The following is a 23,170-nucleotide window of genomic DNA, read 5'->3' as shown; positions in this document are numbered from 1 at the left end:
AAGCAAGGAGAAAAGATATGCTCAAATATGTAAAACTAATAAGTATTAGTTTAGTAATAGCGTCTTGTATTATGGGAATTAATTATTTAGTTAGCTATCTTTGGTCAGGGCATACACCTTCTTTGACATGGAGAACATATTTAATGTTTTTGTTTATATTTATGATGAGTTTTAGTTCAATGCAAAAAGAAGGGGAAGAGGATTGTTGACAATTGTTAGAAAAGTTATATAATCTAAATGTAAGTGATCACTTGCATGAGGAAGAGAGGATTTTATGGCGCGCTCAAAGACAGCAGAAAAAATTATTCAAGCAGCGATTGAACTAGTGAAAGAAAAAGGATATACAGCAGCGACAACGAAAGAAATTGCAATGCGTGCTGGTGTTAATGAAGTAACGATATTCCGCAATTTTAAAAGTAAGAAGGGTGTTATTGAAGCGGCGGTTGCTGAATTTTCATATGTACCGCATTTAAAACAGTTTTTACAAACAGAAATTGTGTGGGAATTAGAAACGGATTTAAAAAATTTAGCAAGGCATTATCATAATTTTTTAGATGGGGTAAAAGATATTATTGCTATTGGTATACGTGAGGCTGGAGAATTTCCTGAATTAGACGGGGAAATTGCTAAAATACCACAAGGACTAAAAGAAGAATTAAGTATCTATTTTGCAAAAATGCAGGAAAAAGGAAACATTATTGATACGAATATTGAAGCGCAAGTAATGAACTTTATCTGGATCAATTTTGGATATTTCTTATCTAAATTACGTTTTGCAGATCGCCTGACAGAAGTTGATGATGAGAAATTTATTGAAAATAATATTGTTTTATATGCTAGGGCATTAAGACCCTAGTATTTATTTAAAATAAAATGCAAGCATGTACTTGCTTGCTGGATAGGAGAGTGAGAAGATGGAATCATTAAAACAATTTTTAAAACGACCTGGTACGTATGTAGGAATGGTAGTGGCATTATCATTCCAACTTATTTTCTTTTGCGTGTGGTTAACAGCGTATGATGGAGTGAATGGAAGAGCAGATCAAATGCGTATCGCTATTGTGAATGAAGATGTCAATATAGGTAGTAAAATAGCAGAAGGCTTACAGAGAAATTTACCATTTCAAGTGAAAGCAGAACGGTCTGTAGAAAAAGCAAACAAAGAAATGAATGACCATGTGTACGATATGATTATTGAAATTCCTGCTTCTTTTTCAAAAGATATAAATGAAACAGGAAAATCAAATTTAAACTTCCACATTAATCAAGCGAATGCCATGATGGCAAAGCAAATGATGGAAGGAGCTGCAAAACAAATTCGAGATAATGTAAATAAAGAGGTAGCAAATTATAAGAAACAAGCGATTGTTGGAAAGCTACAAGCTGTAGGAACTGAGAATGTAGAAGTGATAAGAGGGTTAACTGAAGATTCAATTGGTTTTACAGTTCATAAAGTAAATGATGCAAAAGGATTTTCAGTGAATATGGTACCGCTAATGATCGTATTAGCTTCATTTGTAGGAGCAATGATTATGAGTATGGAACTATCAAAAGTTGCAAAAGAAGTAAAGGGCGGTTGGAGTAATTTCTTATCAAGACAAATCATAAACGGTACAGTATCAATTTTACTTGCATGTATTACAATTGGTTTAATGAAAGGGTTCCAAATCGAAATGCACGAAACGGTATGGAGTGTATGGATATTTCAAGCGATAGTTTTCTTCGCATTTCTTTCATTAACACAAATGTTTCTAACTGTGTTTGGAAACGCAGGTATGATTTTTAATATTATCTCACTATCGTTACAACTTGTAAGTTCGGGAGTAATCGTACCACATGAGATGCTTTCTAAAACATATCAAACAATCGGCGGATTATTTCCTGCAACATATGCAGCGAATGGCTATTATACAATAATATTTGGAGGAGTTAATTTAGAGAGAAATATTATTTCGTTATTAATTATTGTATTGGTTACGCAATCAGTAGCAGTGATGACTTTAGCTATAAAAGGAATGGTAAAGGGAAGAAGAAGCTCTGTAGTTAAAGAAGCATAAAATAAAAAGGTATCCTCGGTGGGATACCTTTTTATTAGTACTTATTATTTTGCAACTTCTGTCCACTTGTAGTTAAACTCACCACCGAAGTCAGTTGTTACAAGTCCTTTAATGAAAGAGCGTTGTAAGTAAGAACGACCTTGTTGGTATAAAGGAGCGACAGCACCGTCTTGTAATAGAATTTTTTCAGCTTGCTTCATTGCTTCCCAGCGAGCTTTTTCATCACCAGCTAAATCTGTTTTTACTTTATGAATTAGCTCATCGTACTCTTTGTTAGAGTATTTATCGAAGTTGTAAGCACTATCTGTTGTAAATAAATCTAAGAATGTAATTGGATCAGCGAAGTCAGGGCCCCAGCCATCAATACCGATTTCATAGTCACCACTTAACAGTAGTTTTAACTGTTGTTTACGTGGTTGTGGTTTTAAATTCACTGTTAATCCATCTAAGTTCTTTTCTAGTTCACCTTTTAAATATTCACCAGTCTTTTTAGCTAAAGCATTATCACTTGTTAGGAGTTCAATTGTTACTTTGTCAGTACCAAGTTCTTGCTTCGCTTTTTTCCAGTTTTCTTTCGCTGTTTTCACATCATCTTTCACTAGATTTCCATTTTCTTTACGGAAGTCGTTGCCATCAGGACTTTTTGCGAATTTCGCAGGAACCATTCCTTCAGCTGCAACAGCGCCGTTATTTAAAATTGTTTCTACATATGCTTTCTTATTCATTGCTCCGTTAATAGCAAGGCGTGCATGTTGATTTTTTAATGTTTCATTTTTTTGATTGAGTCGTAAAAATTGAATGCCAACTTCAGCGCGTTCTTTGAAGTTTGGATCGCCCTTATATTTATCAACAAACTCCGCAGTTAAAGCAACGCGATCAATTTGTCCTGAATCATATAAATTAACTTCTGTAGACTTGTCTTTAACGACATTGAAGTTGATTTCTTCTAATTTCACCGTTTTAGCATCCCAATAGTTAGGATTCTTCTTCAGTTGGAAGCTTTGCTCGTGTTTCCAGTTATCTAATGTGAAGGCGCCGTTGTAAATTAAATGATTTGTTTCTAAACCGTATTTATCGCCTTGAGACTTTAAGTACTCTTCATTAATTGGTAAGAATGTTGAGAATGTCGTTAAACTTAAGAAGTAGGGAACAGGACGATCTAGTTGTACTTCTAACGTTTTATCATCAATAGCTTTGACCCCTAGTTGATCAATCGGCAATTGTTTTTGGTTTATTTGTTTCGCATTCTTTATATCGAAGAATAAGAATGCATATTCAGCTGCTGTATCAGGGTTTACAGCACGTTGCCAAGCGAAGACAAAGTCTTTTGCTGTAACAGGAGTACCGTTTGACCATTTTGAATCACGCAGATGGAATGTATATTTCGTTTTATCGGGACTAACGTCAACCGACTCAGCGACACCAGGAATCGGTTTATTATCTTCTCCCATTGCATATAACCCTTCAAAAACATTACGCATTACGTTCATGGATTCCCCATCCGTTGCTTTTGCAACATCCATTGTTGGAATTTCTGAAGCAAATGATAAGTTAATTGCCTGTTTATCAGGTGCTTTATCATTTGCTTTCGCTCCGCTTGCGTTATCTTTATTTCCCCCGCAAGCAGTTAGTAATAGACTTGCCCCTAAAACAGATGCAACAACAGGTACAACTTTTTTCTTCATTGTTCGTTCCTCCCTAAATGTGTTGTTCGTAACGTCATAATGTCCATGTTTTGAAGTGTATCTATAGAAGAAGAGAAAACCTATTATAAATATGTACATGTAGGTAATCAGGTGTTCTATATGTATATACATGTTGAACTATAATTTATCATTATATGCTTCGACGTAGTAGACGTTATATTATGATGGTGAAATATTTCGTTTCTTTGATTATTTAGAATATTAACACTGGAGAGAACTATATGTCAATAATAAAAAGTTGAGCATTAATTTTTTAAAATAATATATTAAAAAAGCGGATTTCCTCTTATTGAGAATCCGCTTTTAATACATTTTTTCAATAAAATAATTGGTTTAGATAGAAAAACTTCAATTCAGGTTGTCTTTTATTTTTCAATTTGTGCCCATTTGAAGTTTAATTGGCCTGCAAAGTCTACTTGCACAATTCCTTTCACATAAGAACGTTCTAAATAAGATTCACCTTTTTGGTAAAGGGGAGCGATAACAGAGTCTTTAAATAATATTTTCTCAGATGCTAGTAATGCTTCCCATCGAGCTTTTTCATCACCAGCTAAAGTCGTTTTAACCTTTTCAATTGTTTCATCGAACTCCTTATTAGAGTAATGATCTAAGTTGTATGGATTATTCGTTGTAAACAATTCAAGGAATGTAATGGGATCAGCAAAGTCAGGGCTCCAGCCATCAATACCGATTTCATAGTCACCTTTTAATAAAAGTGAAACTTGTTGTTTACGTGGTTGTGGTTTCACATTTACTGTTAATCCATCTAAATTCTTTTCTAGTTGTCCTTTTAAGAACTCACCCGTTTTCTTATCAAGGTCAGCATCACTTGTTAATAATTCTAATGTAATCTTTTCAGAACCAAGCTCTTGTTTTGCCTTTTTCCATAACTCTTGTGCAGATTTTGTATCAACTTTGGTTAAATCCCCGTTTATAGTACGGAAGTCCTTTCCATCAGGCCCTTTTGCAAAGTTTTTTGGAACGAGACCAAAGGTTGGTGTAGAGCCATCATTTAATAGTGTATTTACAAAGGATTTTCGATCGATTGTTTGATCGATTGCTTGGCGTGCAGAAACGTTTTGAAGTACTTTATTTTGTTGATTCATACGTAGAAACTGTACCCCTACGTTCGGACGTTCTTTAAAGTTGGCATCTTTTTTATATTTATCAACGAAGTCGGATGTTAGTTTTATACGGTCTAATTGTTTTGATTCGAATAAATTTACTTCTGTAGATTTTTCTTTTACGACGTTAAAATTGATTTCTTCCAGTTTGACAGTATCTTTATCCCAATAGGTAGGATTTTTCTTGAATTTAAAGCTTTGCTCGTGCTTCCAATCGCTTAGTGTAAAAGCTCCGTTGTACAAGATTGCATTGTCTTCTAAAGCGTACTTATCACCTTGTTGTTTAAAGAATTCCTCGTTAATTGGTAGAAAAGTTGGGAACGCTGTTAAGCTAATAAAGTACGGAACAGGACGTTCTAATTCTACCTCAAACGTATGGTCATCAATTGCTTTTACACCAAGTTGGTCGGCTGGAAGTTCTTTGTTGTTAATTTTTGTTGCATTTTTAATATCAAAGAATAGAAATGCATATTCAGAGGCTGTTGCTGGATCAACAGCTCTTTGCCAAGCGAAGACAAAATCTTTCGCTGTAACAGGAGTACCGTTTGACCATTTTGAATCTCGCAGGTGGAATGTGTATTTCGTTTTATCACCACTTACTTCATGAGATTTTGCAACACCAGGGACAGGTTTGTTACCTTCACCAAGATTATACAAACCTTCAAATACGTTTCTCATTACTTGACCAGAATCAGTATCTGTAGCACGAGCTGTATCCATTGTTCGTATTTCAGTAGGTGAAGATAAGTTTAAAACCTGCTTACTAGGCGCCTCGTCTTTTGCATTTGCTCCGCTTGCTTCGTTTTTATAACTACCGCAACCAGTTAATAAAATACTTACTCCTACAACTGATGCAATACCGGGTACAAACTTTTTTTTCATTTGATTTTCCTCCTAAATAATTAAGTTTGGATGATGATGAGGGAAATGAAAAATAAAAAATCCCTCTTTTCATATTGAGAAAGAGGGATTTTTACGTACAAGTTATGCACCCGTATATAAACGAAGTCCCTCATTCTATCTTTCAAGCTATAAAGCTTGCAGGAAGTGGCACAGTATTCAAAAATGAACCTGCTGCCGAGGTTTCAAAGGGCCAGTCCCTCCACCTCTCTTGATACAATGAGTAAACGAATAAACTTTATTAATTTTTGTGTTTCTTTGATAATTCAAAATCTTACACCTTGGATGATGAAGTGTCAACTGAATGAAATGTAGTTTAAATTTTCAGTTTTCTTTAATGAAAAACCACTGCATATGCAGTGGTTTTTCTATTAGAAGTTAAAGTTATCTGGATCTGGACCAACGCGACGATCTTCATTTAAAGCTTGAATTGCTTTCATATCATCAGCACTTAATTCAAAGTCGAAGATGTTTGCATTTTCAATAATACGATGTTCTTTAATTGATTTAGGAATTGTTACAACTTCGTTTTGTAAATCCCAGCGTAAAATAATTTGCGCAGTTGATTTATTATATTTTGTCGCAATTTCTTGCAACGTTGGATTATCTAGTAGTTGTCCTTGCATTAACGGTGACCAAGCTTCAAGCTGGATATTATGTTCTTTACAGAAAGCGTGCAACTCTTCTTGTGCTAGACGTGGGTGGTATTCCACTTGATTGACCATTGGCTTAATTTCAGCAATTTCAAATACGTCTTGTAAGTGGTGAATATGGAAATTACTCACGCCAATTGCACGAACACGGCCGTCTTTATAAAGTTTTTCTAACGCTTTCCATGATTCAGTATATTTCCCTTTTACAGGCCAATGTACTAAATATAAATCTAAATACTCTAGTCCTAATTTTTCTAATGTAGTTTCAAATGCTTGAAGTGTTGTTTCATACCCTTGATCGCTATTCCATACTTTTGATGTAATAAATAATTCTTCACGTGAAACACCTGATTCACGGATTGCTTGGCCAACGCCTTCTTCATTTTGATAAATTGCTGCAGTATCTATACTGCGGTAGCCATTTTTAATTGCTGCTTTCACAGACTCAATTACTTCTGAACCATCTTCTACTTTAAAAACACCTAAGCCGAACCAAGGCATTTTTACACCGTTATGTAATGTTGTATAGTCTTTTAAACTTGTTAAACTCATATTATTTCCCCCTAGCTTTTTTGTTTGTCGCTTCTACTGCTTTTTGAATTGCCTCTGAAAAATTATATTCATATAAAGCTTTGAGACCTTCAGCTGTGGAACCACCTGGCGTTGTTACTTGTTCACGGAGGTTAGCTGGATCTTGTGTTTGTTCAAGCATAGAAGCAGAGCCAGAAATCATTTGAATGACAAGGTGTTTTGCGGTTGCTTCATCGACTCCATAACTTTTTGTTGCTTCAATTAAACTTTCAGCAAAGTAATAAAGGAAGGCTGGTGCACTTCCAGTAACTGCAGTAAGTTGATGAACTTCTTCCTCGGTACAAAGTTGCGAAGTACCAATGCCCCCTAAAAGCAATTGCAGGGTTTCTTGATCAGTCTCGTTTACGAATTGTCCCATCGTGTATAAGGAGATAGACTTACCAATTTCAGCAGCTGTATTTGGCATAATCCAAGCAACAGGCGTTCCTTTAGGAAGTCTTTCTTCTAAATAAGATGGGCCGATGCCGGCAGCTACCGTTACGACAAGTTGATTCGATAGTAACGGAGATAACTCTGCTAATAATTCTTCGTGTGCAGAAGGCGGCATTGCTAAAACAATCGTATCAACAGATGTAACATGTTGCTTCCAATCTGTTGTAGTAGACACATTATATCGCGCTCGTAATTGATCTAGCTTTTCTACGTTACTTCGGTTAGAAACGATAATCTCTTCGATGTATTCTTTGCTTGTTTTAAGTAATCCGGAAAATATAGCTTCTGCCATACGACCAGCACCAATAAATAGAATTCGATGTTTAGTTAGCATATCCTCTATTCCTTTCTAGTGGAGATATGTTATAAAAAACGATAACATTTTTAAGAGAATTTTGTAAAAAGAAAAGACTTCCCGTAGGTGGAATGGATAATGAAAAGTAGGAAATTCATGGTAAATGTAAAGTCTATTACTTATACTGGTGATAGGGAATTTATTATACATCTGGGGAGAGATGATCATGATTAGAAGTCCGCTATTTTTAGTTGTTTCTAGTATCATTTGCGTATTGGTTGGATTGTATATTCAATCGAGCTATATTGAAATCTTTGCATCGGTTATGGGGATTATTAATGTTTGGCTATTAGCAAGAGAAAAAGTATCCAACTTTTTATTCGGTATGATTACCGTTGCGGTATTTCTGTATATTTTTATTACACAAGGTTTATATGCAATGGCAGTATTGGCAGGTTTTCAATTTATATTTAATGTATATGGTTGGTATCATTGGATTGCACGTAGTGGGGAGGAAGAGGTAAAAGCAACAGTGCGTTTAGATTTGCAAGGTTGGATTTTTTATATAATCTTTATTTTAGTTGCATGGATTGGTTGGGGATATTATCAAGTCCATTACTTAGAATCAACAAGTCCATATTTAGACGCTTTAAATGCTGTACTAGGATTAGTAGCTCAATTTATGCTAAGTCGAAAAATCCTAGAAAACTGGCATTTATGGATTTTATATAATGTAGTTAGTATTTCAATTTATATCTCCACTGGGTTATATGTTATGTTAATATTAGCTGTTATTAATCTCTTTATATGTGTAGCGGGTTTGCTAGAGTGGAAGAATAATTATAAGGGCCAAAAACATAAAAATAATTATATCTAGAAAATAATTAGAATTAAAAAACCCCTGAAGCATATGTGCCTCAGGGGTTTACTAATAGATTATAAATTTATGCTTTTGTCATACCAAGTAATACAGCGCCACCGATAATTAAAACACTACCTAGTGCAATAAAGATCAATTGACGTTTCGTTTTCTTTTCGCCTAAGAAGACAATCGCACCAAATGTTGAGATAACGATTCCAGTTTGAGATAATGGGAAGCTTGTTGCTACTCCGACACGTGGTAGTGAAAGAAGTAAGAATAAGTTTCCAGTTCCCCATAGTAAACCAGATAAAGCATTACGGATTGCATATTTGTTAAATGGTTTATGTTTAGATGTCAGTACAACCGCCCCAACAAACATACCAACTGCTTGTGGTAAAATAGCAGACCAACCATCGATGTTATACCAACGAATAATAATTACATATACAAGATAGCCGAAAGTAGAAACAATTAAAGTAAGAAGTCCTTTTTTCAATTGTCCTGGTGGCTGAGCATTTTCTTTATCATCTAATGATGTGAATACAACACCAACTACGATTAATAGGATTGCAATCGTTCCCAGAATGATCGTTGTAGTAGTAGTCCACTCGCGGAAAGCGATAACCCCAAAGATAGAAGTTGCAACAAGCTGCATACCAGTAGAAATCGTTACAGTAGTAGAAACACCTAACTTTTCAACTGTTTTTAATTGGTTTACTTGTCCTAAAGCCCAGAATAAACCTGAAATAAAACCAACAATCAAGATTGTCATTGTTAAAGCGGGTTGAGTAAATACATACATAATTGTTGCGAAGAATAGAGCACCGATTGTCATACCTACCGTTTGGCTATATGCACCACCGCCCATTTTTACGCTTACTAATAAGATGTTTCCCCATGCAATTGCAGGAAGAAGCGCTAATAAAATGTCCATTACAAGACTCCCTTCGTTTTGCTATACCAATATAATTACATATCGTTCTAACGATCGGTAATGCCCCACTAATAGAGTAGAAGATTACCGATCGCTAAAACAGGATGAAGAATTCACGATATAAATGCGTTTTCATTTCTTCAATTTTTGAAACACCTCCATATAATAACAGGAAATTGCCTATTTTAGAAAGTAAATTCAAATAGAATGTATATTTAAATAAAAGGTAAAATTCAGTTATCTCCCGGCGGTATATTTTTATTTCCTAAGAAATAAAAAAGCAGCTTTAAAAAAAGCTGCTTTACGAGTTAGTAATTCTTTTATTAATAAGCTGAATACATAGCAAAAATAGGAGGGACATACTAATCGTGATAACTACTAGTGTCCAGGCGAGCTGCATATTACTTGCATCAATCGCCATGTAAATGGCTGTTGGGATAGTCTGTGTTTTACCAGGAATGTTCCCAGCAAACATGAGTGTAGCACCAAACTCACCGAGCGCACGAACAAAGCTCAAAATCATTCCGCTTAGTAAGGCAGGAAATGCAAGCGGAAGTGTGACGTGCAGAAAAACTTGATATTCACTTGCACCAAGATCACGAGCACTTTCTTCAATTTGTACATTCGCGATAGAAAATCCTGTTTTTGCTGATTGGTACATAAGCGGAAATGCAACAACTGTAGAAGCAATGATAGCAGCAGTAGATGTGAACATAATAGATTGCTGAAATATTGATTCTATCCACGTTCCAATAGGACTGTTATTTCCAAAAATGATAATGAGAAAAAAGCCGATTACAGTTGGCGGAAGTACCATTGGTAACAAGAAAATAGTTTCTAATATTACTTTATATCTCCATGAGGAGCGTGCTAGCGCTCGTCCGATTATCGTTCCTAAAATGGTAACGATAATGGTGGCACATGCAGCTACTCGTAAAGATAGAAAGATTGGTGATAAAATAGTATCAAAGCTCATGGCAATTATGATAGGACTGTAAATCCGTATTTTTTAAAGATAGATTGTGCATCTTTTGACTGCAAATACTCATAAAACGAGGTCGCCTCTTTCTTGTGCTTAGATTCTTTTATAACACCTAAAGGATAGTGAATTGGCTCATGAGAAGTATCTGCTGCTGTCTCACCAATTTTTACTTTGTTTGAAATAAGAGCATCTGTTTTGTATACAATACCAGCATCAACATTACCTGTTTCTACATATGTTAACACTTGGCGAACATCTTTTGTAAATACGACTTTATTTTGAACGTCATTCCAAAGATTTTCATGTGTGAGAGAAGCTTTTGCGTATTTTCCCGCAGGTACAGATTCAGGTGTACCAAGTGCGATTTTTTTTATTTTTTCATCTTTTAAATCTTGAATTTTTGTAAGAGAACTATCTTTTGGGACGACTAGAACGAGTTCGTTTCCAAGGAGATTTTTCCCCTCTTTTTCATTAATGAATCCTTTTTTAACGAGAGTTTGGAATTTATCTTCGGCTGCTGAGAAGAATAAATCAGCAGGTGCACCTTGTTCGATTTGTTGTTGAAGTGCACCAGAAGCGCCGAAGTTAAAAGAAAGTTTAATATTAGGTTCTTTTTCTTTATATTTTGTTTCAATTTCTTTTAGCGCATCTTGTAAGCTTGCAGCTGCTGATATAGTAAGTTCAACTGTTTTTCCTTCTTTAGCGGTTGATTTCTCTTTCTTCTCTCCGCTTGTACATGCAACACTAAATATAAGAAGAAAAGAAAGGATAAGTGCCCCGATGGATTGTAATGTAAACTTATTCATAAAAAATCCCCTTTCGTTTTTACATAATTAATTATAACTAAATATAAATAAATATAACTAGTTATAATTGAATATAATTTGAACGATGTAGTTATTTTTAAAATATAGGAGAAATATTCTTTTCTTTGTTACAATGAAGAAAGAAAGTGAGGAATCGTCTATGGATCATCATTCCTACACAACGGAAGAAGTAGCGAAGCGATTAAAAGTATCAAAATTAACTGTATACGATTTAATTAAAAAAGGAGAACTGCCTTCTTATAGAATTGGTAGACAGATGCGCATTGATGCAGCAGATTTAGAACAATATATTAAGCAAATGAAAACAGGTAACGTACAAGTTACTTCTGTAAAGAATGACAGTAATAGTATCTCGAATACATGTATTATTAGCGGACAAGAACTAACGTTAGACATGTTGGCAAAACGTATAGAAAATCGCCTGCCAAGTTCAAATATATTAAGGGCATATCAAGGTAGTTTAACGAGCCTAGTAAAAATGTATCAAGGAGAAGGAAGTATCGTTAGCTTGCATTTGTTTGATGGCGAAACGGGTACATATAATGTTCCTTACGTAAAACGTATTTTAGTAGGACAACCATGTACGATGATTAATTTATTAGCAAGGAACGTTGGGTTTTATGTGCAAAAGGGGAATCCTAAAAATATAAAAACATGGGCTGATTTATCTCAATCATCTATACGATTTATAAATCGAGAAAAGGGTTCTGGTATTAGGGTGTTAGTCGATGAACAATTGCGCATTCAAAATTTAAATAAAGAACGTATTAGTGGATATGAATGGGAAGAATCGAATCATCTTGGTGTTGCTACGCAAGTCGCGAATGGGAAAGCTGATGTGGGAGTAGGATCAGAAAAGTTTTCGCAAATTGTAAATGTAGACTTTATTCCAATCATGAAAGAGCAGTATGATTTAGTGATTTTGAAGAATAAAGAAAATGAAGAGTTGATCGAAGTTGTAAAAGACATTCTGCAATCGGAAGAATTTCATAATGAACTAAAAGCGATTGGCGGATATGATATGACGAAAACAGGTCAAATTATATATGAAATAAAGTGAAACTTTAATCAGTGGGGGGCTTCATCCCCCACTGATTATCAGCCCTCACCAATCGGACTTTAATGGGCAGCCCGACCCCACCTAACTTCTTTGCTTTCGCTGAATTTTGAGGTGGGGGTCTTACTGCCCATTAAAGCGGGACAAATTAAAAAGCTGCTTGTCTATAAGACAAGCAGCTTTTTCTATATATAAAGGGGTTTGGGGAAACAAAGTGTTAAACAAGACCTTGAGCAAGTGTGTAAATGAAAGCTGTAAGAAGAGTCGCTCCACTTGCAAGTCCGAAGAAATCTGATTTGTTAAATGTAATGTTGTTCATTATAATCTCTCCTTATTTGTTTAATGTAGTTGCAACGGCTTTTGCATCGACAAGTGCGGATAGCACCATGCCCATTGTATTTAAAAATTTGTTTGATTTCATTTTGTTCATCATGCGTATCCGCTCCTTTTCGAATTGTTGTTGCCCTGCTTTATATCTTAATTATAGGAAATATGATCGCCTGCAACTATCGAATTAGCTTACGGAAGACTTACACTTTTGTAAGAAAAAAAGACATTCGTGTAAGAATGTCTTTTAAAGCATATTAATGTGGTGGTGCTCTTCGATTGTTTTTAAAAAGCTACGCATTGAATTTGTCATATAGCTATCCTTGCGGCGTATGAAAACCGTTGAAATACTGCCGTATTTTTCAGGGATTGCATGACAATGTACTTTCCCTGCTTTAGAAAGGTGGTGGACAGCAGACTGTGGTACGAGCGTAATTCCAAGGCCGAGTGCAACACTGTTTAATATAGTCTCTAATATATTAAATTCCATAATTCTTTTTGGTAGCAAACCTTCGTCTTTCAGCCATCGTTCTAGTTTGGAACGGTATCCACAACCTTGGTTAAAAACGAGTAGAGGCGTTGTTGTAAATTCTTCTATATGAAAAGCTTTATTTTGTGTTACAAGCATTAATTTCTCTGTACTAACATCATATTGTTCAATAAGGGGATGTTTTATTGGCCCTGATATAAAAGCGCCATCTAGTTGATGATCGAGTACTTCTCTAATTAATTCTTCTGTTAGACCTGCTTGTAATGATAAATCGACGTTCGGATAGCTTTTATAGTAAGAAGATAAAATGGTAGGTAATGTACTTACTGTTTCGACAGTACCGATTTTTAATATGCCAGAGGGTGTTTCACTATCTAAAAATACTTGTTTTAGCTCCTCAACATCTTGCAAAATTTTATTAACATAAACGAGCATTTTTCTTCCTTCAGCTGTTAAAGTCATGCCTCGTTTATGACGATAAAAGAGCGGTGTTTTCAGCTCGTTCTCCAGTTGTTTAATACGCGTTGTTACATTTGATTGTACGTAATTTAATTCCTTTGCTGCACTACTTACACTACCTTGTTCGGCAACGCTCTGGAAGATTTGTAAATCTCTTAATTCCATAATACGATCCTCCTTGATGTTAACTATCATTATAAATGATAGTTAACATCATTTTGAATCATTTTACGTGATATATTTTTTCTTTTACAATTCTCTTTGTGCAAATAGAAAGAAGTGGGGGATTGCGGTGAGAAAAGGTCAAATGATAATAGGCGCTTTAGCGTGTTTAATTGCAAGTATGTCATGGGGAGCAATGTTTCCAGTTGCTGATCATGCGTTAGAATACATAGATCCATTTTACTTTTCGCTTATTCGCTATGGAGCGGTGGCGATAATGCTGATTGTATTGTTGTTAATGAAAGAAGGAAAACGAGCATTTCGTTTAGAAGGAAGAGGAAAGCTGCTCGTCTTTTTCGGAACGATGGCGTTTACTGTATATAATGTACTTGTATTTTTAGGTCAAATGTTAATGGGAAAATCAGGTGTGATGGTAGCTTCCATTATGGAAGCACTTATGCCGATGATTTCTATTTGTATTTTATGGGGATATAAGCATGTAAAACCGAAAAAATATATGATAACGAGCATGATTATCGCTTTTGTAGGGGCTGTATTTGTTATTACAAAGGGCGACATGAGTTTCTTTTTAACATTGAAAGATAACATGTTTTCACTAGCATGTATATTTGTTGGAGTTGTAGGTTGGGTTATTTATACGATGGGTGGTCAAACGTGTAGCGATTGGTCGACATTACGTTACTCTACGTTGACGTGTGTATTCGGTACGACCGTTACAGGAATTATAACGGTACTTATTACGTCGCTTGGATATGTTTCAGTTCCGAGTATGGGAACGATTTCTGTCGTGAAATATGATTTGTTATTTATGATGACATTACCGGGAATTGTAGCATTACTTGCTTGGAATTACGGTGTGAAGATTTTATCATCGATTAATGGGATTTTGTTTATTAACTTTGTGCCTATTACGACTTTAATGATTATGATGATGCAAGGATATCAAATAACGATGTTTGATATTATAGGAACTTTACTTGTTATCGCAGCGCTTATTCGCAATAACGTTTGTCAGAGAAAAGAAGAAAATATAAGTAAGAAGATTTTACAAGAAGAGCAATTACGCCAAGCTGTTTAATAGCCAATTGGAGGATTTCATATGTTAGAAAGTTTATTGTTTTTCTTTGCCGTTGGAGTTGCTTGTGAGCTTGCAGCAATTAATCGGAATGGTCGTAAAAAGATAAAACAACAAGCTGAAATGATACAGCTTTTAAAAGAGTTGAAAGAAAGAAACATGTAAAAAGACGACCGGGCATAGACGGTCGTCTTTTTCTATATAAAGGGGAAAGGGGACACAAAGTTATACAAGCGTAGCAGCGTAAATAAAAGTAGTAAGAAGAAGAGAGCCGCTAGCTAATCCTAAAAAATCTAATTTGTTAAAAGTGATATTGTTCATGATGCATTCTCCTTACTTGTTTAATGTAGAAGCAACAGCTTTTGCATCGATAAGAGCGGAAAATACCATGCCCATTGTATTTAAAAGATTGTTCGTTTTCAGCTTGTTCATCATATTGATCCGCTCCTTTTCGAATAATGGTTGCCCTGTTTCTGACTTAATTGTATGAAATATCGCAAGAAGTAACTATCGAATTAGCTTACAAGAAAATTACACTTTTGTAAGAATTGAAAATTAACAATTAATACTCATTTTTATTACCAACTCCTATAACTTAGTGTTATAATTAAGGTAAGAAAATGACTATACTTCGGATGTTCAGAAAGGAACGAAACCAATGTATAAACCAATTACATTTTTGTTGAAATATATATTTAAAACAGCTGGGAAAGTAGAAGTGCAAGGAAGAGAAAAGCTACCAGAAGGTGGTCCGTATGTTGTTGCTTGTACACATACAAGTTTTATGGATGTATTAATGTTAGCTACAGGGATGTACCCAACAGAGATTCATTACATGGCCAAAAAAGAATTATTTGAAGGGAAATTCAAAAATTGGTTCTTTAAAAATGTAAATGCATTCCCTGTAGATCGTGCAAATCCAGGACCGAGTACACTTAAAATTCCATCACGCTTATTAAAAGAAGGAAAAGTGGTAGGGATTTTCCCGAGTGGAACGAGATCGACAGAAGACGTTTCGTTAAAAGCTGGTGCTGTGACAATTGCGATGCGTTCTAACGTTCCATTAATACCGGCAGCTTATATTGGTCCATCAAGTGTAAAAGAATTAATAAAAGGGAAAAAGGCACAATTGATTTTTGGAGACCCAATTCAAATTGATGCTGAAGAACAAATAGATCGAAAAACAGCTATGAAAATGATGACAGATCAATTAAATGAGAGGTTTGAGGAGCTAAAGGAAGCTTTGCAATCAAATCAAAAGTAAGAAAAGACGACCGGGCATAGACGGTCGTCTTTTCTATTACTATTTATAATGAAGGGGAAAGGGGACACAAAAGTTATACAAGCGTAGCGGCGTAAATAAAAGCAGTAAGAAGAACTGATCCGCTAGCTAGTCCTAAAAAATCTAATTTGTTGAAAGTGATGTTATTCATCATACATTCTCCTTACTTGTTTAATGTAGAAGCAACAGCTTTTGCGTCGATAAAAGCGGAAAATACCATGCCCATTGTATTTAAAAAATTGTTTGTTTTCATTTTGTTCATCATATAAAGTGAAACTTTAATCAGTGGGGGTTTTGTTCATCCCCCACTGATTATTAGTTGAACCAATCGGGCTTTTACGGGCAGTTGATCCCCCACCTAGCTTCTTTGCTTCCGCTGAATTTTGAGGTGGGGGTCTTACTGCCCGTTAATGCGGGATAAATCCGCTCCTTTTCGAATAATGGTTGCCCTGTTTCTGACTTAATTGTATGAAAAATAGCGGAGAGTAACTATCGAATTAGCTTACAGGGAAATTACACTTTTGTAAGAAAAATGAATGAAGGTGTAATGATGAGAAGGTTTGACATATGTTCATGGAATTTATTAATTTAAAAGTAGAGGTGAGTGTATGGCTAATATTAAAGATATTGCAAAGATGGCGGGAGTTTCAGTTACGACTGTTTCGAGAGTATTGAATGATCATCCGTATGTAAGTGAAGAAAAAAGGAAAGCGGTTATAGAGATAGTTGAGAAGTTGAATTACTCACAAAACGCAAATGCTGTTCATTTATCAAAGGGAAAGACGAATATTGTTGGTGTAATTCTCCCTTACATTAATCACCCGAGCTTCGATGCAATGGTAGGGGGAATGATGGAGGGAGCGTTAACTCATAACTACAGGGTGCTACTTTGCCAAACAAACTATAATAAAAAAGAAGAAATGAAAAGTTTACATATGTTAAAAACGAAACAATTAGATGGCCTTATTATTTGTTCACGTGCAAATGATTGGGAAATGATAGAACCGTATGCTTCATACGGCACAATCATTGCTTGTGAAGACAATGATATTTCAAATATCTCAAGTGTATATACAAATCATTCGGCAGCTTTCCAGCTAGGAATGAATCACCTTATTGAAAAAGGTTATAAAAAAATTGGTTATTGCACGGGGAGAAAGCTAGGACCGAGTAGTCAAAAGCGTTTTGATGTGTATAAGCGTCAATTGCAATCTATAGATGAAGAAGTGAATGAAGAATGGATTTTCACAGAATGTTTTACGTTAGAAGATGGTGTGAGAGTGGCTCATAAATTAAAGGAGATGCAGCATCTTCCTGAAGCATTAATAGTAGCAGGAGATGAAGTTGCGATTGGGGTTATGACAGAAGCTGAAAAATTAGGTATTCAAGTTCCTGAGGATTTAGCGATTATTGGCTTTGATAATCAACCTATCTCGCAAGTGTTACAACTTACAACTATTGATCAAAATTTAAAGGAAATAGGTAAAAAAGCCTTTGAAATGTTTTATCGGCAAACAAATGATGAAAGTTCTAAACAAGAAAAGGTGGAAATTCCATATGAACTTGTGGAGCGATCTACAGTGTAGTTTTAATCCGTTATGTGTATAAGTGCATAACGGATTATTTTTTTGAAATACCTTTGACAGGAAACGCGTTTCATACTTTATAAAGGGGTTAAACCGGTTTGTAACAATCCATGGATTCTTTTCAAGAATAGTATTTTGGAGGGATGATATGCATGAATGAGCTTTTATTGAGCGTAAAAAAGTATATAGAAGGTGATGAACAGGTTGTCGCTTTTGTAGTAGGGATATTTGAGAAGGATGATTTTACGCTATCGTACCAACATGGGATTTTTGCGGCTACTACTAGACGTCTCCTCTTTTACGGGAAGTTTCCATACTATCCTTCAACATGTAAAGAGTACTCATATTTGCATATAGATAGCATAGTTTTTCGCCCGTATTTCGAATTTATTTGTAATCATGAAACCATCCGAGCTAAGTATATTCAGAAGGGGAATGTGGAGCGATTTGTCCGTATAGTTAGAGCAAATATGAATAATTAATCACCCCTCTGTTTAAACATAATATCCTGGTCTTTATGAGGAAAAATGCTGAATAAAAACAACTTCTAAACCTCTAGGAGATAGTGATACAATGTCAAATGGGGGGAGGGTATGAACTATGGTTAATCAACGTATAAAGGAAATAACACTAATTACAATTGGTTCATTATTATTCGCAATTGGTATTAATTACTTTGCAATTCCAAACCGTCTATCAGAGGGTGGAATTATTGGTTTAACGGTTGTTACGTACTATTTATTTGATTGGTCGCCTGGGATTGTGAACTTTGCTATAAATGCAATTTTACTAGCTGTTGGTTATAAATTTTTTGATAAGAAAACGATGGTTTATACAATTTTAGGGATTGTAGAAACATCCTTGTTTTTATATGTTACAGAACATATTGAGTATCATGTAAATAGTGATACGTTATTAGCGGCACTATTTGCTGGTGTATTTGTCGGTATCGGATTAGGCTGTATGTTCAAAGCTGGAGGTACATCAGGGGGATCGGCAATTTTAGCCCGGTTAGCAAATCAATATTTAGGTTGGAGCGTCGGTAAAGGTGTACTTATTATTGATATCGTTGTAATTGCTGGTTCCGTATTTATAATAGGGCAAGAAAAAGCGATGTACACACTTGTTGCGGTATTTATCGGAGCGAAAGTGATTGATTTCATTGTAGAAGGAATGGATACAAAAACGGCTGTTACAATTATTTCAAATCAACCAGAGTTAATACGTGAGGCTATTACAAAAAACATGACACGCGGCGTTACTGTATTAGAAGGGCGCGGCGGATATACTGGTAAAAATAAAGAAGTTTTATATGTTGTTATTAATAAACAAGAGCTTGTTAAGTTAAAGCAAGTTATTAGTCGAGTGGATGAAGATGCTTTCGTTGTTATCCATGATGTACGTGATGTACTTGGTGGAGGCTTTAAAGCGAGTTAAAAGGTGAACGAGTAAATTCGTTCACCTTTTTTTAATTCTTACAAAAATGTAAGTGTAATGTAATGAGATTCAATAGTAGATTGTATTCCTTCTTTTTAAAATGGATGTATATATATCCTGCAGAGGAGGAATGTTTATTATGAAGAAAAAAATGATCACTACTATAATAGCGATGATAGTCATAGTAATAATGTTACTACCTACGAAACTTGGACCGGTTATCGATAAATATAATCCGTTTTATAAGACGAAAGAATACTATACGGTTGTGAATACAATTGGTCAGCATATTGGTGATGAGTGGTATGAATATGAATTTATTGCATTTGACGAACGTGGAAGAGAACAAAAAATAAAGAAGACTGTTAAGCATATGTTAAAGAGAGATGAAACATTAAAGGTGTATGCAAAAGGACGTTACGGCGAGGCAATTGAAGAAATTGAAGCGATAAATATTCCTATTAATGCAAAGAGTAAACTTTTAGCGATGAGATAGCAAATTATACCCCCACCTATTTTTTGTCGAAAACAAAAATACTAGGTAGGGGTATTTTGGTGTGTGCAAAAAAAGCCTTATTCCATATGGACTAAGGCTTTTTTTAATATATAAAGGGGAAGGGGGTACATTGTAGTAGCATGAGTGAAAGGTATAAGAAGAGTAGCTACTAGCAATGTAATTTGGTTATGTGAGTGTTCTTCTTATTTGGCTTACTTGCTAACTTTATTGTACGAGATGTAGGTGAGAGAAACTATCGAATTACATTACACATAGCTTACAAACATGTAAGTCTTCTGTAATGTAATTCGATGGTTAAAAGATAGTGAATTTTATATAGTGTAATTAGAAAGTCTCACTGTATTACTTTCTGTTTGTAATATGAATGAAGAATGAAAAACCAACTACTTTTTAATAGCCTCATCTGTATGGAGATGAGGCCCTTTTTATCCCGCTTTAATGGGCAGTAAGACCCCCACCTCAAAATTCAGCGAAAGCAAAGAAGTTAGGTGGGGGATCAACTGCCCATAAAAGTCCGATTGGTTCAACTAATAATCAGTGGGGGATGAAGAACCCCCCACTGATTAAAGTTTCACTTTATAAACCTTACAACATTGTAAGGTTTACGTAAGTTAATTCGATAGTAATTTTGTCATATTTTTTGCATAATAGATACAAATAGATAAAAATAATTAGGGATATAGTAAGAAGGGAGAAGAATGGGATGCGTAAAGAAGAAGTAGTGAAGTTTCCAATTAAAGATTTCTGTAGCTACTTTACTGTTGCCGTAGTATGTATTGGGTTATTTGATATCATAACAAACTTAATTGTTAAATAATATAGATGACAAAACAAGAAGGGAGATCCTTTCTTGTTTTTTTTATGGGGGAATAAAGGTGAAGTGGATTGATAGTCATATACATGTTGACCAATATAAGGATGAAGAGAAAAGTAAATTACTTAAAGATGTGGAGCATAGTAAAGAGATAAAGGGGCTTATTGCAGTATCTATGAATTATCAATCATGTAAAGAAACTTTATCTTTAGCAAAACTATATCCTTTTGTACATCCAGCAATAGGTTTTCATCCGGAGCAACCGATTCATAAAGAAGAATGTGAGCAAATTTATAAATTAATTGAAGAGCATGTAGATGATATAGTTGCGATTGGTGAAGTTGGCTTACCGTATTATTTAAGAAAAGAAGATGAGCGCATTGCTATCAATTCGTATATATCAGTGTTACAACGGTTTGTTGAACTAGCTAGTAAATATGATTTACCAATTATATTGCATGCAGTGTATGAAGATGCTGATATTGTATGTGATTTATTGGAGAAATATAAAGTTCCACGTGCACATTTTCATTGGTTTAAAGGAAGTGAAACAACAATGAAACGTATGATGAGGAACGGTTATTATATTTCTATTACACCAGATGTTTTACATAAGGAGAAGATTAGAAAAATTGTTTCGTATTATCCTCTTGAATATATGATGGTAGAAACGGATGGACCGTGGGAATTTCAAGACGATGTTATGACGCATCCGAGAATGATTCGAGAGGTATTAAAGGAAATTAGTGTTATAAAAAACATGTCTGTTGATAAGGTTATGAAAACGATATATGAAAATACGATTCAATTTTACCCCGCATTAACGGGCAGTAAGGCTTCCACCTCAAAATTTGACTAATGCGGAGGAATTAGGTGGGAGATCAACTGCCCGTAAAGCCCGATTGGTTCAACTAATAACCAGTGGGGGATGGACAAAACCCCACTAATTAAAGTTTCACTTTATTTGAAAGGATAGGAGCGTTACTCTTATCCTTTTTATTATGGATATTTTTTCTAATATTTTCTATAATTTATGATGTGTTTAATTTGATGAAGGAAGTTGGGAAGAAAATGGGGAGAGCATATAAAAAAATAGCTATTACAATGATGATCGGTACACTTTCACTTGCAGCGTTTGGATGTGAAGCAGAAAAAAAGACTATCAATTCAAACGTAACACAAGAAAATAAAGAAGAACAAATTGATCCAGTAGTTGAAAAACAGATGAAAGAAAATGAGAAAAATGGCAATACGGTTGGAAACAGTTCTAATAAAGGGAAGATGGCAGAGAGTGATGGATGGGTTTACTATGCAGTAAATGGTAATAAAAATACAGGAGGCATTTATCGTACGAAAGATCAATTTCAGACTTCGGAACGTGTAGTGGAAGGTGTAAATGCTTCTTACATAAATATAAAAAACAAGGTTTTATATTTTATTCATACGGATGAAGATAAGAATGCGGGATTATCTTCTTTAATGAAGTATGATATATCTAACAAAAAGCTAGACACGTTAAAAGCGGATATAAATTATGTTTATATAAAAGATCAAACTTTATTTTATCCGAAAAAATATTCTGAGCATGGTGGTTTTGATATTGTAGGGATTGTAAAGATGGATTTGAAAACGGGACAGGAAGAAGAAGCAGCATTTAAAAATTCTGGTTGGTCTCAAACGATAGATGATAGTATTCTACATTGGAATAAAAATCGTGGAACACAAGTTACAAAAGATAATAAAACTTGGTCAAAAGAAAATTATGCAACAATATCTAGTGCTACATATGATAATGAAAAATTATATGCTGTTGTCGACTTTTCGTTACCTTTTGAAACAAATGAAGCTGAGCATGGCATATATGAAATAGACGTTCAACAAAATAATGAAAAGTTATTGGTAAAGGATGCCTTGCAGATGAATGTGAAAGGGGACACTTTTTATTATATAAAAAAGGATGGAGTATATAAGAAGAGAATGAATGGAGGAAAGGAAAAAGTAATTTATAATAAAGCGGTTGAACCAACTAAATCTTATTTATATTTTGTAGCAGGAGATATGTACCTCTATACGGATAATGGAACTATCATGAATTTGGATACAAAGAAATCAAATGAAGTAAAAGATAAGAAGCTAGCAGATAACGTTATGTTACAGAAAGTATGGAATGCACAGAAGGAACTGACTAATGTTCAAATGGCTGCACTAACAGGAAACCCAAAACGAGTAGGGGATTTTTCATACGGGGAATTAGTGAACCCTATTTATAATACGAAGGATAATTTAGAGACTACGCTATCTACGTATTTCTCAAAATCATTTATAGCAGAGTATATGAAGAGTAAGTATGTGAAAGAGTTAAATGGAAAAATGCACTATGCTATTGGAGATCCAGGGTCAAAAGCAGCAACTAAATTTACAAAAATTATTTCTGCCGAGTTAAAGGATGGAAAAATAAAAGCGCAGGTAGAAACGTATAATGACTATGATAATGTAACGGAAAAAGTGGAAGTTGAATTTATTTATGAACATAATCAATGGGTTATTAATAATATGCCGCGTTTTGGTTTAAGTTAAAAA

The 23,170-nt window shown here is 34.7% G+C and carries 25 protein-coding genes and 1 riboswitch; of the genes, 14 read left to right on the top strand and 11 right to left on the bottom strand.

Translation table 11 applies throughout. From position 1 onward, the window contains the following. Positions 1-17 precede the first annotated feature (17 nt). The 3 genes from FH036_RS24185 (at position 18) to FH036_RS24175 (ending at position 2,057) form a co-directional block, all read left to right on the top strand. Positions 18-209: a hypothetical protein gene (locus FH036_RS24185; protein ID WP_000922536.1), complete on the top strand. Its 192-nt coding sequence runs from the start codon at positions 18-20 to the stop codon at positions 207-209. 65 nt (positions 210-274) lie between these two features. Next, complete coding sequence (locus tag FH036_RS24180; RefSeq protein WP_000124366.1) at positions 275-856, top strand: TetR/AcrR family transcriptional regulator; 582 nt, start codon at positions 275-277, stop codon at positions 854-856. Positions 857-914: 58 nt separating this feature from the next. Next, positions 915-2,057, top strand: coding sequence for a YhgE/Pip domain-containing protein (locus FH036_RS24175; RefSeq protein WP_000444664.1), 1,143 nt, complete (start codon positions 915-917; stop codon positions 2,055-2,057). Between the two features lie 44 nt (positions 2,058-2,101). Here FH036_RS24175 and FH036_RS24170 read toward each other — a convergent pair whose 3' ends face one another. The 4 genes from FH036_RS24170 to proC all read right to left on the bottom strand — a co-directional run bounded on the left by FH036_RS24170 (position 2,102) and on the right by proC (position 7,797). Then, positions 2,102-3,742: a peptide ABC transporter substrate-binding protein gene (locus tag FH036_RS24170; protein WP_000731078.1), complete on the bottom strand. Its 1,641-nt coding sequence runs from the start codon at positions 3,740-3,742 to the stop codon at positions 2,102-2,104. A 386-nt stretch (positions 3,743-4,128) separates the two neighbouring features. Continuing rightward, entirely contained in the window at positions 4,129-5,769 is a 1,641-nt protein-coding gene (locus tag FH036_RS24165; protein WP_044790576.1) for a peptide ABC transporter substrate-binding protein, read from the bottom strand. Between the two features lie 132 nt (positions 5,770-5,901). Continuing rightward, a riboswitch (SAM riboswitch) is annotated at positions 5,902-6,008 on the bottom strand. Between the two features lie 150 nt (positions 6,009-6,158). Further along, a complete protein-coding gene (locus FH036_RS24160; protein ID WP_000060176.1) occupies positions 6,159-6,992 on the bottom strand; it encodes an aldo/keto reductase in 834 nt (277 codons plus the stop codon). A 1-nt stretch (position 6,993) separates the two neighbouring features. Further along, entirely contained in the window at positions 6,994-7,797 is an 804-nt protein-coding gene (gene proC / locus FH036_RS24155) for a pyrroline-5-carboxylate reductase (protein WP_000956262.1), read from the bottom strand. Positions 7,798-7,984: 187 nt separating this feature from the next. Here proC and pnuC point away from each other — a divergent pair, with 187 nt between their 5' ends. Next, complete coding sequence (gene pnuC, locus FH036_RS24150; RefSeq protein WP_000621370.1) at positions 7,985-8,635, top strand: nicotinamide riboside transporter PnuC; 651 nt, start codon at positions 7,985-7,987, stop codon at positions 8,633-8,635. A 67-nt stretch (positions 8,636-8,702) separates the two neighbouring features. Here the strand turns inward: pnuC and FH036_RS24145 are convergent, their stop codons facing one another. From FH036_RS24145 to modA, 3 genes are all read right to left on the bottom strand, one after another. Continuing rightward, positions 8,703-9,554, bottom strand: coding sequence for a GRP family sugar transporter (locus FH036_RS24145; RefSeq protein WP_000353544.1), 852 nt, complete (start codon positions 9,552-9,554; stop codon positions 8,703-8,705). A 301-nt stretch (positions 9,555-9,855) separates the two neighbouring features. Beyond that, on the bottom strand, positions 9,856-10,530 hold the full coding sequence (gene modB / locus FH036_RS24140) for a molybdate ABC transporter permease subunit (RefSeq protein WP_001996525.1): 675 nt from the start codon (positions 10,528-10,530) through the stop codon (positions 9,856-9,858). Between the two features lie 5 nt (positions 10,531-10,535). Next, entirely contained in the window at positions 10,536-11,342 is an 807-nt protein-coding gene (modA, locus tag FH036_RS24135) for a molybdate ABC transporter substrate-binding protein (RefSeq protein WP_001032218.1), read from the bottom strand. Positions 11,343-11,475: 133 nt separating this feature from the next. On the opposite strand from modA, the gene FH036_RS24130 reads away from it, so the two are divergent. Beyond that, entirely contained in the window at positions 11,476-12,423 is a 948-nt protein-coding gene (locus FH036_RS24130; protein ID WP_000712210.1) for a helix-turn-helix transcriptional regulator, read from the top strand. A gap of 214 nt (positions 12,424-12,637) precedes the next feature. On the opposite strand, the gene FH036_RS24125 is transcribed toward FH036_RS24130, so the two are convergent. Next, on the bottom strand, positions 12,638-12,739 hold the full coding sequence (locus FH036_RS24125; protein ID WP_001060013.1) for a DUF3948 family protein: 102 nt from the start codon (positions 12,737-12,739) through the stop codon (positions 12,638-12,640). Between the two features lie 255 nt (positions 12,740-12,994). Beyond that, positions 12,995-13,861: a LysR family transcriptional regulator gene (locus FH036_RS24120; RefSeq protein ID WP_000423069.1), complete on the bottom strand. Its 867-nt coding sequence runs from the start codon at positions 13,859-13,861 to the stop codon at positions 12,995-12,997. Positions 13,862-13,988: 127 nt separating this feature from the next. Between FH036_RS24120 and FH036_RS24115 the strand changes: the two genes are divergently transcribed. After that, a complete protein-coding gene (locus FH036_RS24115) occupies positions 13,989-14,957 on the top strand; it encodes a DMT family transporter (protein WP_139896329.1) in 969 nt (322 codons plus the stop codon). A gap of 21 nt (positions 14,958-14,978) precedes the next feature. Then, a complete protein-coding gene (locus tag FH036_RS24110; RefSeq protein WP_000894070.1) occupies positions 14,979-15,119 on the top strand; it encodes a YrzO family protein in 141 nt (46 codons plus the stop codon). A gap of 60 nt (positions 15,120-15,179) precedes the next feature. Here FH036_RS24110 and FH036_RS24105 read toward each other — a convergent pair whose 3' ends face one another. Then, positions 15,180-15,275, bottom strand: a complete 96-nt coding sequence (locus tag FH036_RS24105; RefSeq protein WP_070805086.1) for a DUF3948 family protein — start codon at positions 15,273-15,275, stop codon at positions 15,180-15,182. 337 nt (positions 15,276-15,612) lie between these two features. Here FH036_RS24105 and FH036_RS24100 point away from each other — a divergent pair, with 337 nt between their 5' ends. Further along, positions 15,613-16,218 (top strand): lysophospholipid acyltransferase family protein, encoded by a 606-nt coding sequence (locus FH036_RS24100; protein WP_139896328.1) that lies wholly within the window; start codon positions 15,613-15,615, stop codon positions 16,216-16,218. Positions 16,219-16,291: 73 nt separating this feature from the next. On the opposite strand, the gene FH036_RS24095 is transcribed toward FH036_RS24100, so the two are convergent. Further along, positions 16,292-16,387: a DUF3948 family protein gene (locus FH036_RS24095; RefSeq protein WP_001060010.1), complete on the bottom strand. Its 96-nt coding sequence runs from the start codon at positions 16,385-16,387 to the stop codon at positions 16,292-16,294. Positions 16,388-16,844: 457 nt separating this feature from the next. On the opposite strand from FH036_RS24095, the gene FH036_RS24090 reads away from it, so the two are divergent. The 6 genes from FH036_RS24090 (at position 16,845) to FH036_RS24065 (ending at position 23,167) form a co-directional block, all read left to right on the top strand. Further along, positions 16,845-17,822 (top strand): LacI family DNA-binding transcriptional regulator, encoded by a 978-nt coding sequence (locus tag FH036_RS24090; protein WP_098922458.1) that lies wholly within the window; start codon positions 16,845-16,847, stop codon positions 17,820-17,822. A 152-nt stretch (positions 17,823-17,974) separates the two neighbouring features. Then, positions 17,975-18,304, top strand: coding sequence for a PH domain-containing protein (locus tag FH036_RS24085; RefSeq protein ID WP_139896327.1), 330 nt, complete (start codon positions 17,975-17,977; stop codon positions 18,302-18,304). A 118-nt stretch (positions 18,305-18,422) separates the two neighbouring features. Further along, the gene (locus tag FH036_RS24080; protein WP_044790585.1) at positions 18,423-19,259 is read left to right on the top strand and encodes a YitT family protein; all 837 of its coding nucleotides are present in this window, start codon (positions 18,423-18,425) and stop codon (positions 19,257-19,259) included. Positions 19,260-19,398: 139 nt separating this feature from the next. Next, positions 19,399-19,755 carry a YxeA family protein gene (locus FH036_RS24075; RefSeq protein WP_000728417.1) on the top strand — a complete coding sequence of 119 codons (357 nt, stop codon included), beginning with the start codon at positions 19,399-19,401 and terminating at the stop codon, positions 19,753-19,755. A gap of 896 nt (positions 19,756-20,651) precedes the next feature. Beyond that, positions 20,652-21,449 (top strand): TatD family hydrolase, encoded by a 798-nt coding sequence (locus FH036_RS24070; protein ID WP_139896326.1) that lies wholly within the window; start codon positions 20,652-20,654, stop codon positions 21,447-21,449. 212 nt (positions 21,450-21,661) lie between these two features. Then, entirely contained in the window at positions 21,662-23,167 is a 1,506-nt protein-coding gene (locus tag FH036_RS24065; RefSeq protein WP_070805091.1) for a DL-endopeptidase inhibitor IseA family protein, read from the top strand. Positions 23,168-23,170: the final 3 nt, after the last annotated feature.

Source organism: Bacillus sp. CD3-5 (assembly GCF_006349665.1).
Taxonomy (GTDB): Bacteria; Bacillota; Bacilli; order Bacillales; family Bacillaceae_G; genus Bacillus_A; species Bacillus_A paranthracis.
Note: the sequence above shows the minus strand (reverse complement) of the source record. Positions and strands in the feature narration are given on the sequence as shown.

What these genes read in the sequence shown, in the direction of transcription:
- FH036_RS24185 (WP_000922536.1), top strand. Translation starts at nt 18, where the DNA reads ATGCTCAAATATGTAAAACTAATAAGTATTAGTTTAGTAATAGCGTCT.
- FH036_RS24180 (WP_000124366.1), top strand. Translation starts at nt 275, where the DNA reads ATGGCGCGCTCAAAGACAGCAGAAAAAATTATTCAAGCAGCGATTGAA.
- FH036_RS24175 (WP_000444664.1), top strand. Translation starts at nt 915, where the DNA reads ATGGAATCATTAAAACAATTTTTAAAACGACCTGGTACGTATGTAGGA.
- FH036_RS24170 (WP_000731078.1), bottom strand. Translation starts at nt 3,742, where the DNA reads ATGAAGAAAAAAGTTGTACCTGTTGTTGCATCTGTTTTAGGGGCAAGT.
- FH036_RS24165 (WP_044790576.1), bottom strand. Translation starts at nt 5,769, where the DNA reads ATGAAAAAAAAGTTTGTACCCGGTATTGCATCAGTTGTAGGAGTAAGT.
- FH036_RS24160 (WP_000060176.1), bottom strand. Translation starts at nt 6,992, where the DNA reads ATGAGTTTAACAAGTTTAAAAGACTATACAACATTACATAACGGTGTA.
- proC (WP_000956262.1), bottom strand. Translation starts at nt 7,797, where the DNA reads ATGCTAACTAAACATCGAATTCTATTTATTGGTGCTGGTCGTATGGCA.
- pnuC (WP_000621370.1), top strand. Translation starts at nt 7,985, where the DNA reads ATGATTAGAAGTCCGCTATTTTTAGTTGTTTCTAGTATCATTTGCGTA.
- FH036_RS24145 (WP_000353544.1), bottom strand. Translation starts at nt 9,554, where the DNA reads ATGGACATTTTATTAGCGCTTCTTCCTGCAATTGCATGGGGAAACATC.
- modB (WP_001996525.1), bottom strand. Translation starts at nt 10,530, where the DNA reads ATGAGCTTTGATACTATTTTATCACCAATCTTTCTATCTTTACGAGTA.
- modA (WP_001032218.1), bottom strand. Translation starts at nt 11,342, where the DNA reads ATGAATAAGTTTACATTACAATCCATCGGGGCACTTATCCTTTCTTTT.
- FH036_RS24130 (WP_000712210.1), top strand. Translation starts at nt 11,476, where the DNA reads ATGAAGAAAGAAAGTGAGGAATCGTCTATGGATCATCATTCCTACACA.
- FH036_RS24125 (WP_001060013.1), bottom strand. Translation starts at nt 12,739, where the DNA reads ATGAACAACATTACATTTAACAAATCAGATTTCTTCGGACTTGCAAGT.
- FH036_RS24120 (WP_000423069.1), bottom strand. Translation starts at nt 13,861, where the DNA reads ATGGAATTAAGAGATTTACAAATCTTCCAGAGCGTTGCCGAACAAGGT.
- FH036_RS24110 (WP_000894070.1), top strand. Translation starts at nt 14,979, where the DNA reads ATGTTAGAAAGTTTATTGTTTTTCTTTGCCGTTGGAGTTGCTTGTGAG.
- FH036_RS24105 (WP_070805086.1), bottom strand. Translation starts at nt 15,275, where the DNA reads ATGAACAATATCACTTTTAACAAATTAGATTTTTTAGGATTAGCTAGC.
- FH036_RS24100 (WP_139896328.1), top strand. Translation starts at nt 15,613, where the DNA reads ATGTATAAACCAATTACATTTTTGTTGAAATATATATTTAAAACAGCT.
- FH036_RS24095 (WP_001060010.1), bottom strand. Translation starts at nt 16,387, where the DNA reads ATGAATAACATCACTTTCAACAAATTAGATTTTTTAGGACTAGCTAGC.
- FH036_RS24090 (WP_098922458.1), top strand. Translation starts at nt 16,845, where the DNA reads ATGGCTAATATTAAAGATATTGCAAAGATGGCGGGAGTTTCAGTTACG.
- FH036_RS24085 (WP_139896327.1), top strand. Translation starts at nt 17,975, where the DNA reads ATGAATGAGCTTTTATTGAGCGTAAAAAAGTATATAGAAGGTGATGAA.
- FH036_RS24080 (WP_044790585.1), top strand. Translation starts at nt 18,423, where the DNA reads ATGGTTAATCAACGTATAAAGGAAATAACACTAATTACAATTGGTTCA.
- FH036_RS24075 (WP_000728417.1), top strand. Translation starts at nt 19,399, where the DNA reads ATGAAGAAAAAAATGATCACTACTATAATAGCGATGATAGTCATAGTA.
- FH036_RS24065 (WP_070805091.1), top strand. Translation starts at nt 21,662, where the DNA reads ATGGGGAGAGCATATAAAAAAATAGCTATTACAATGATGATCGGTACA.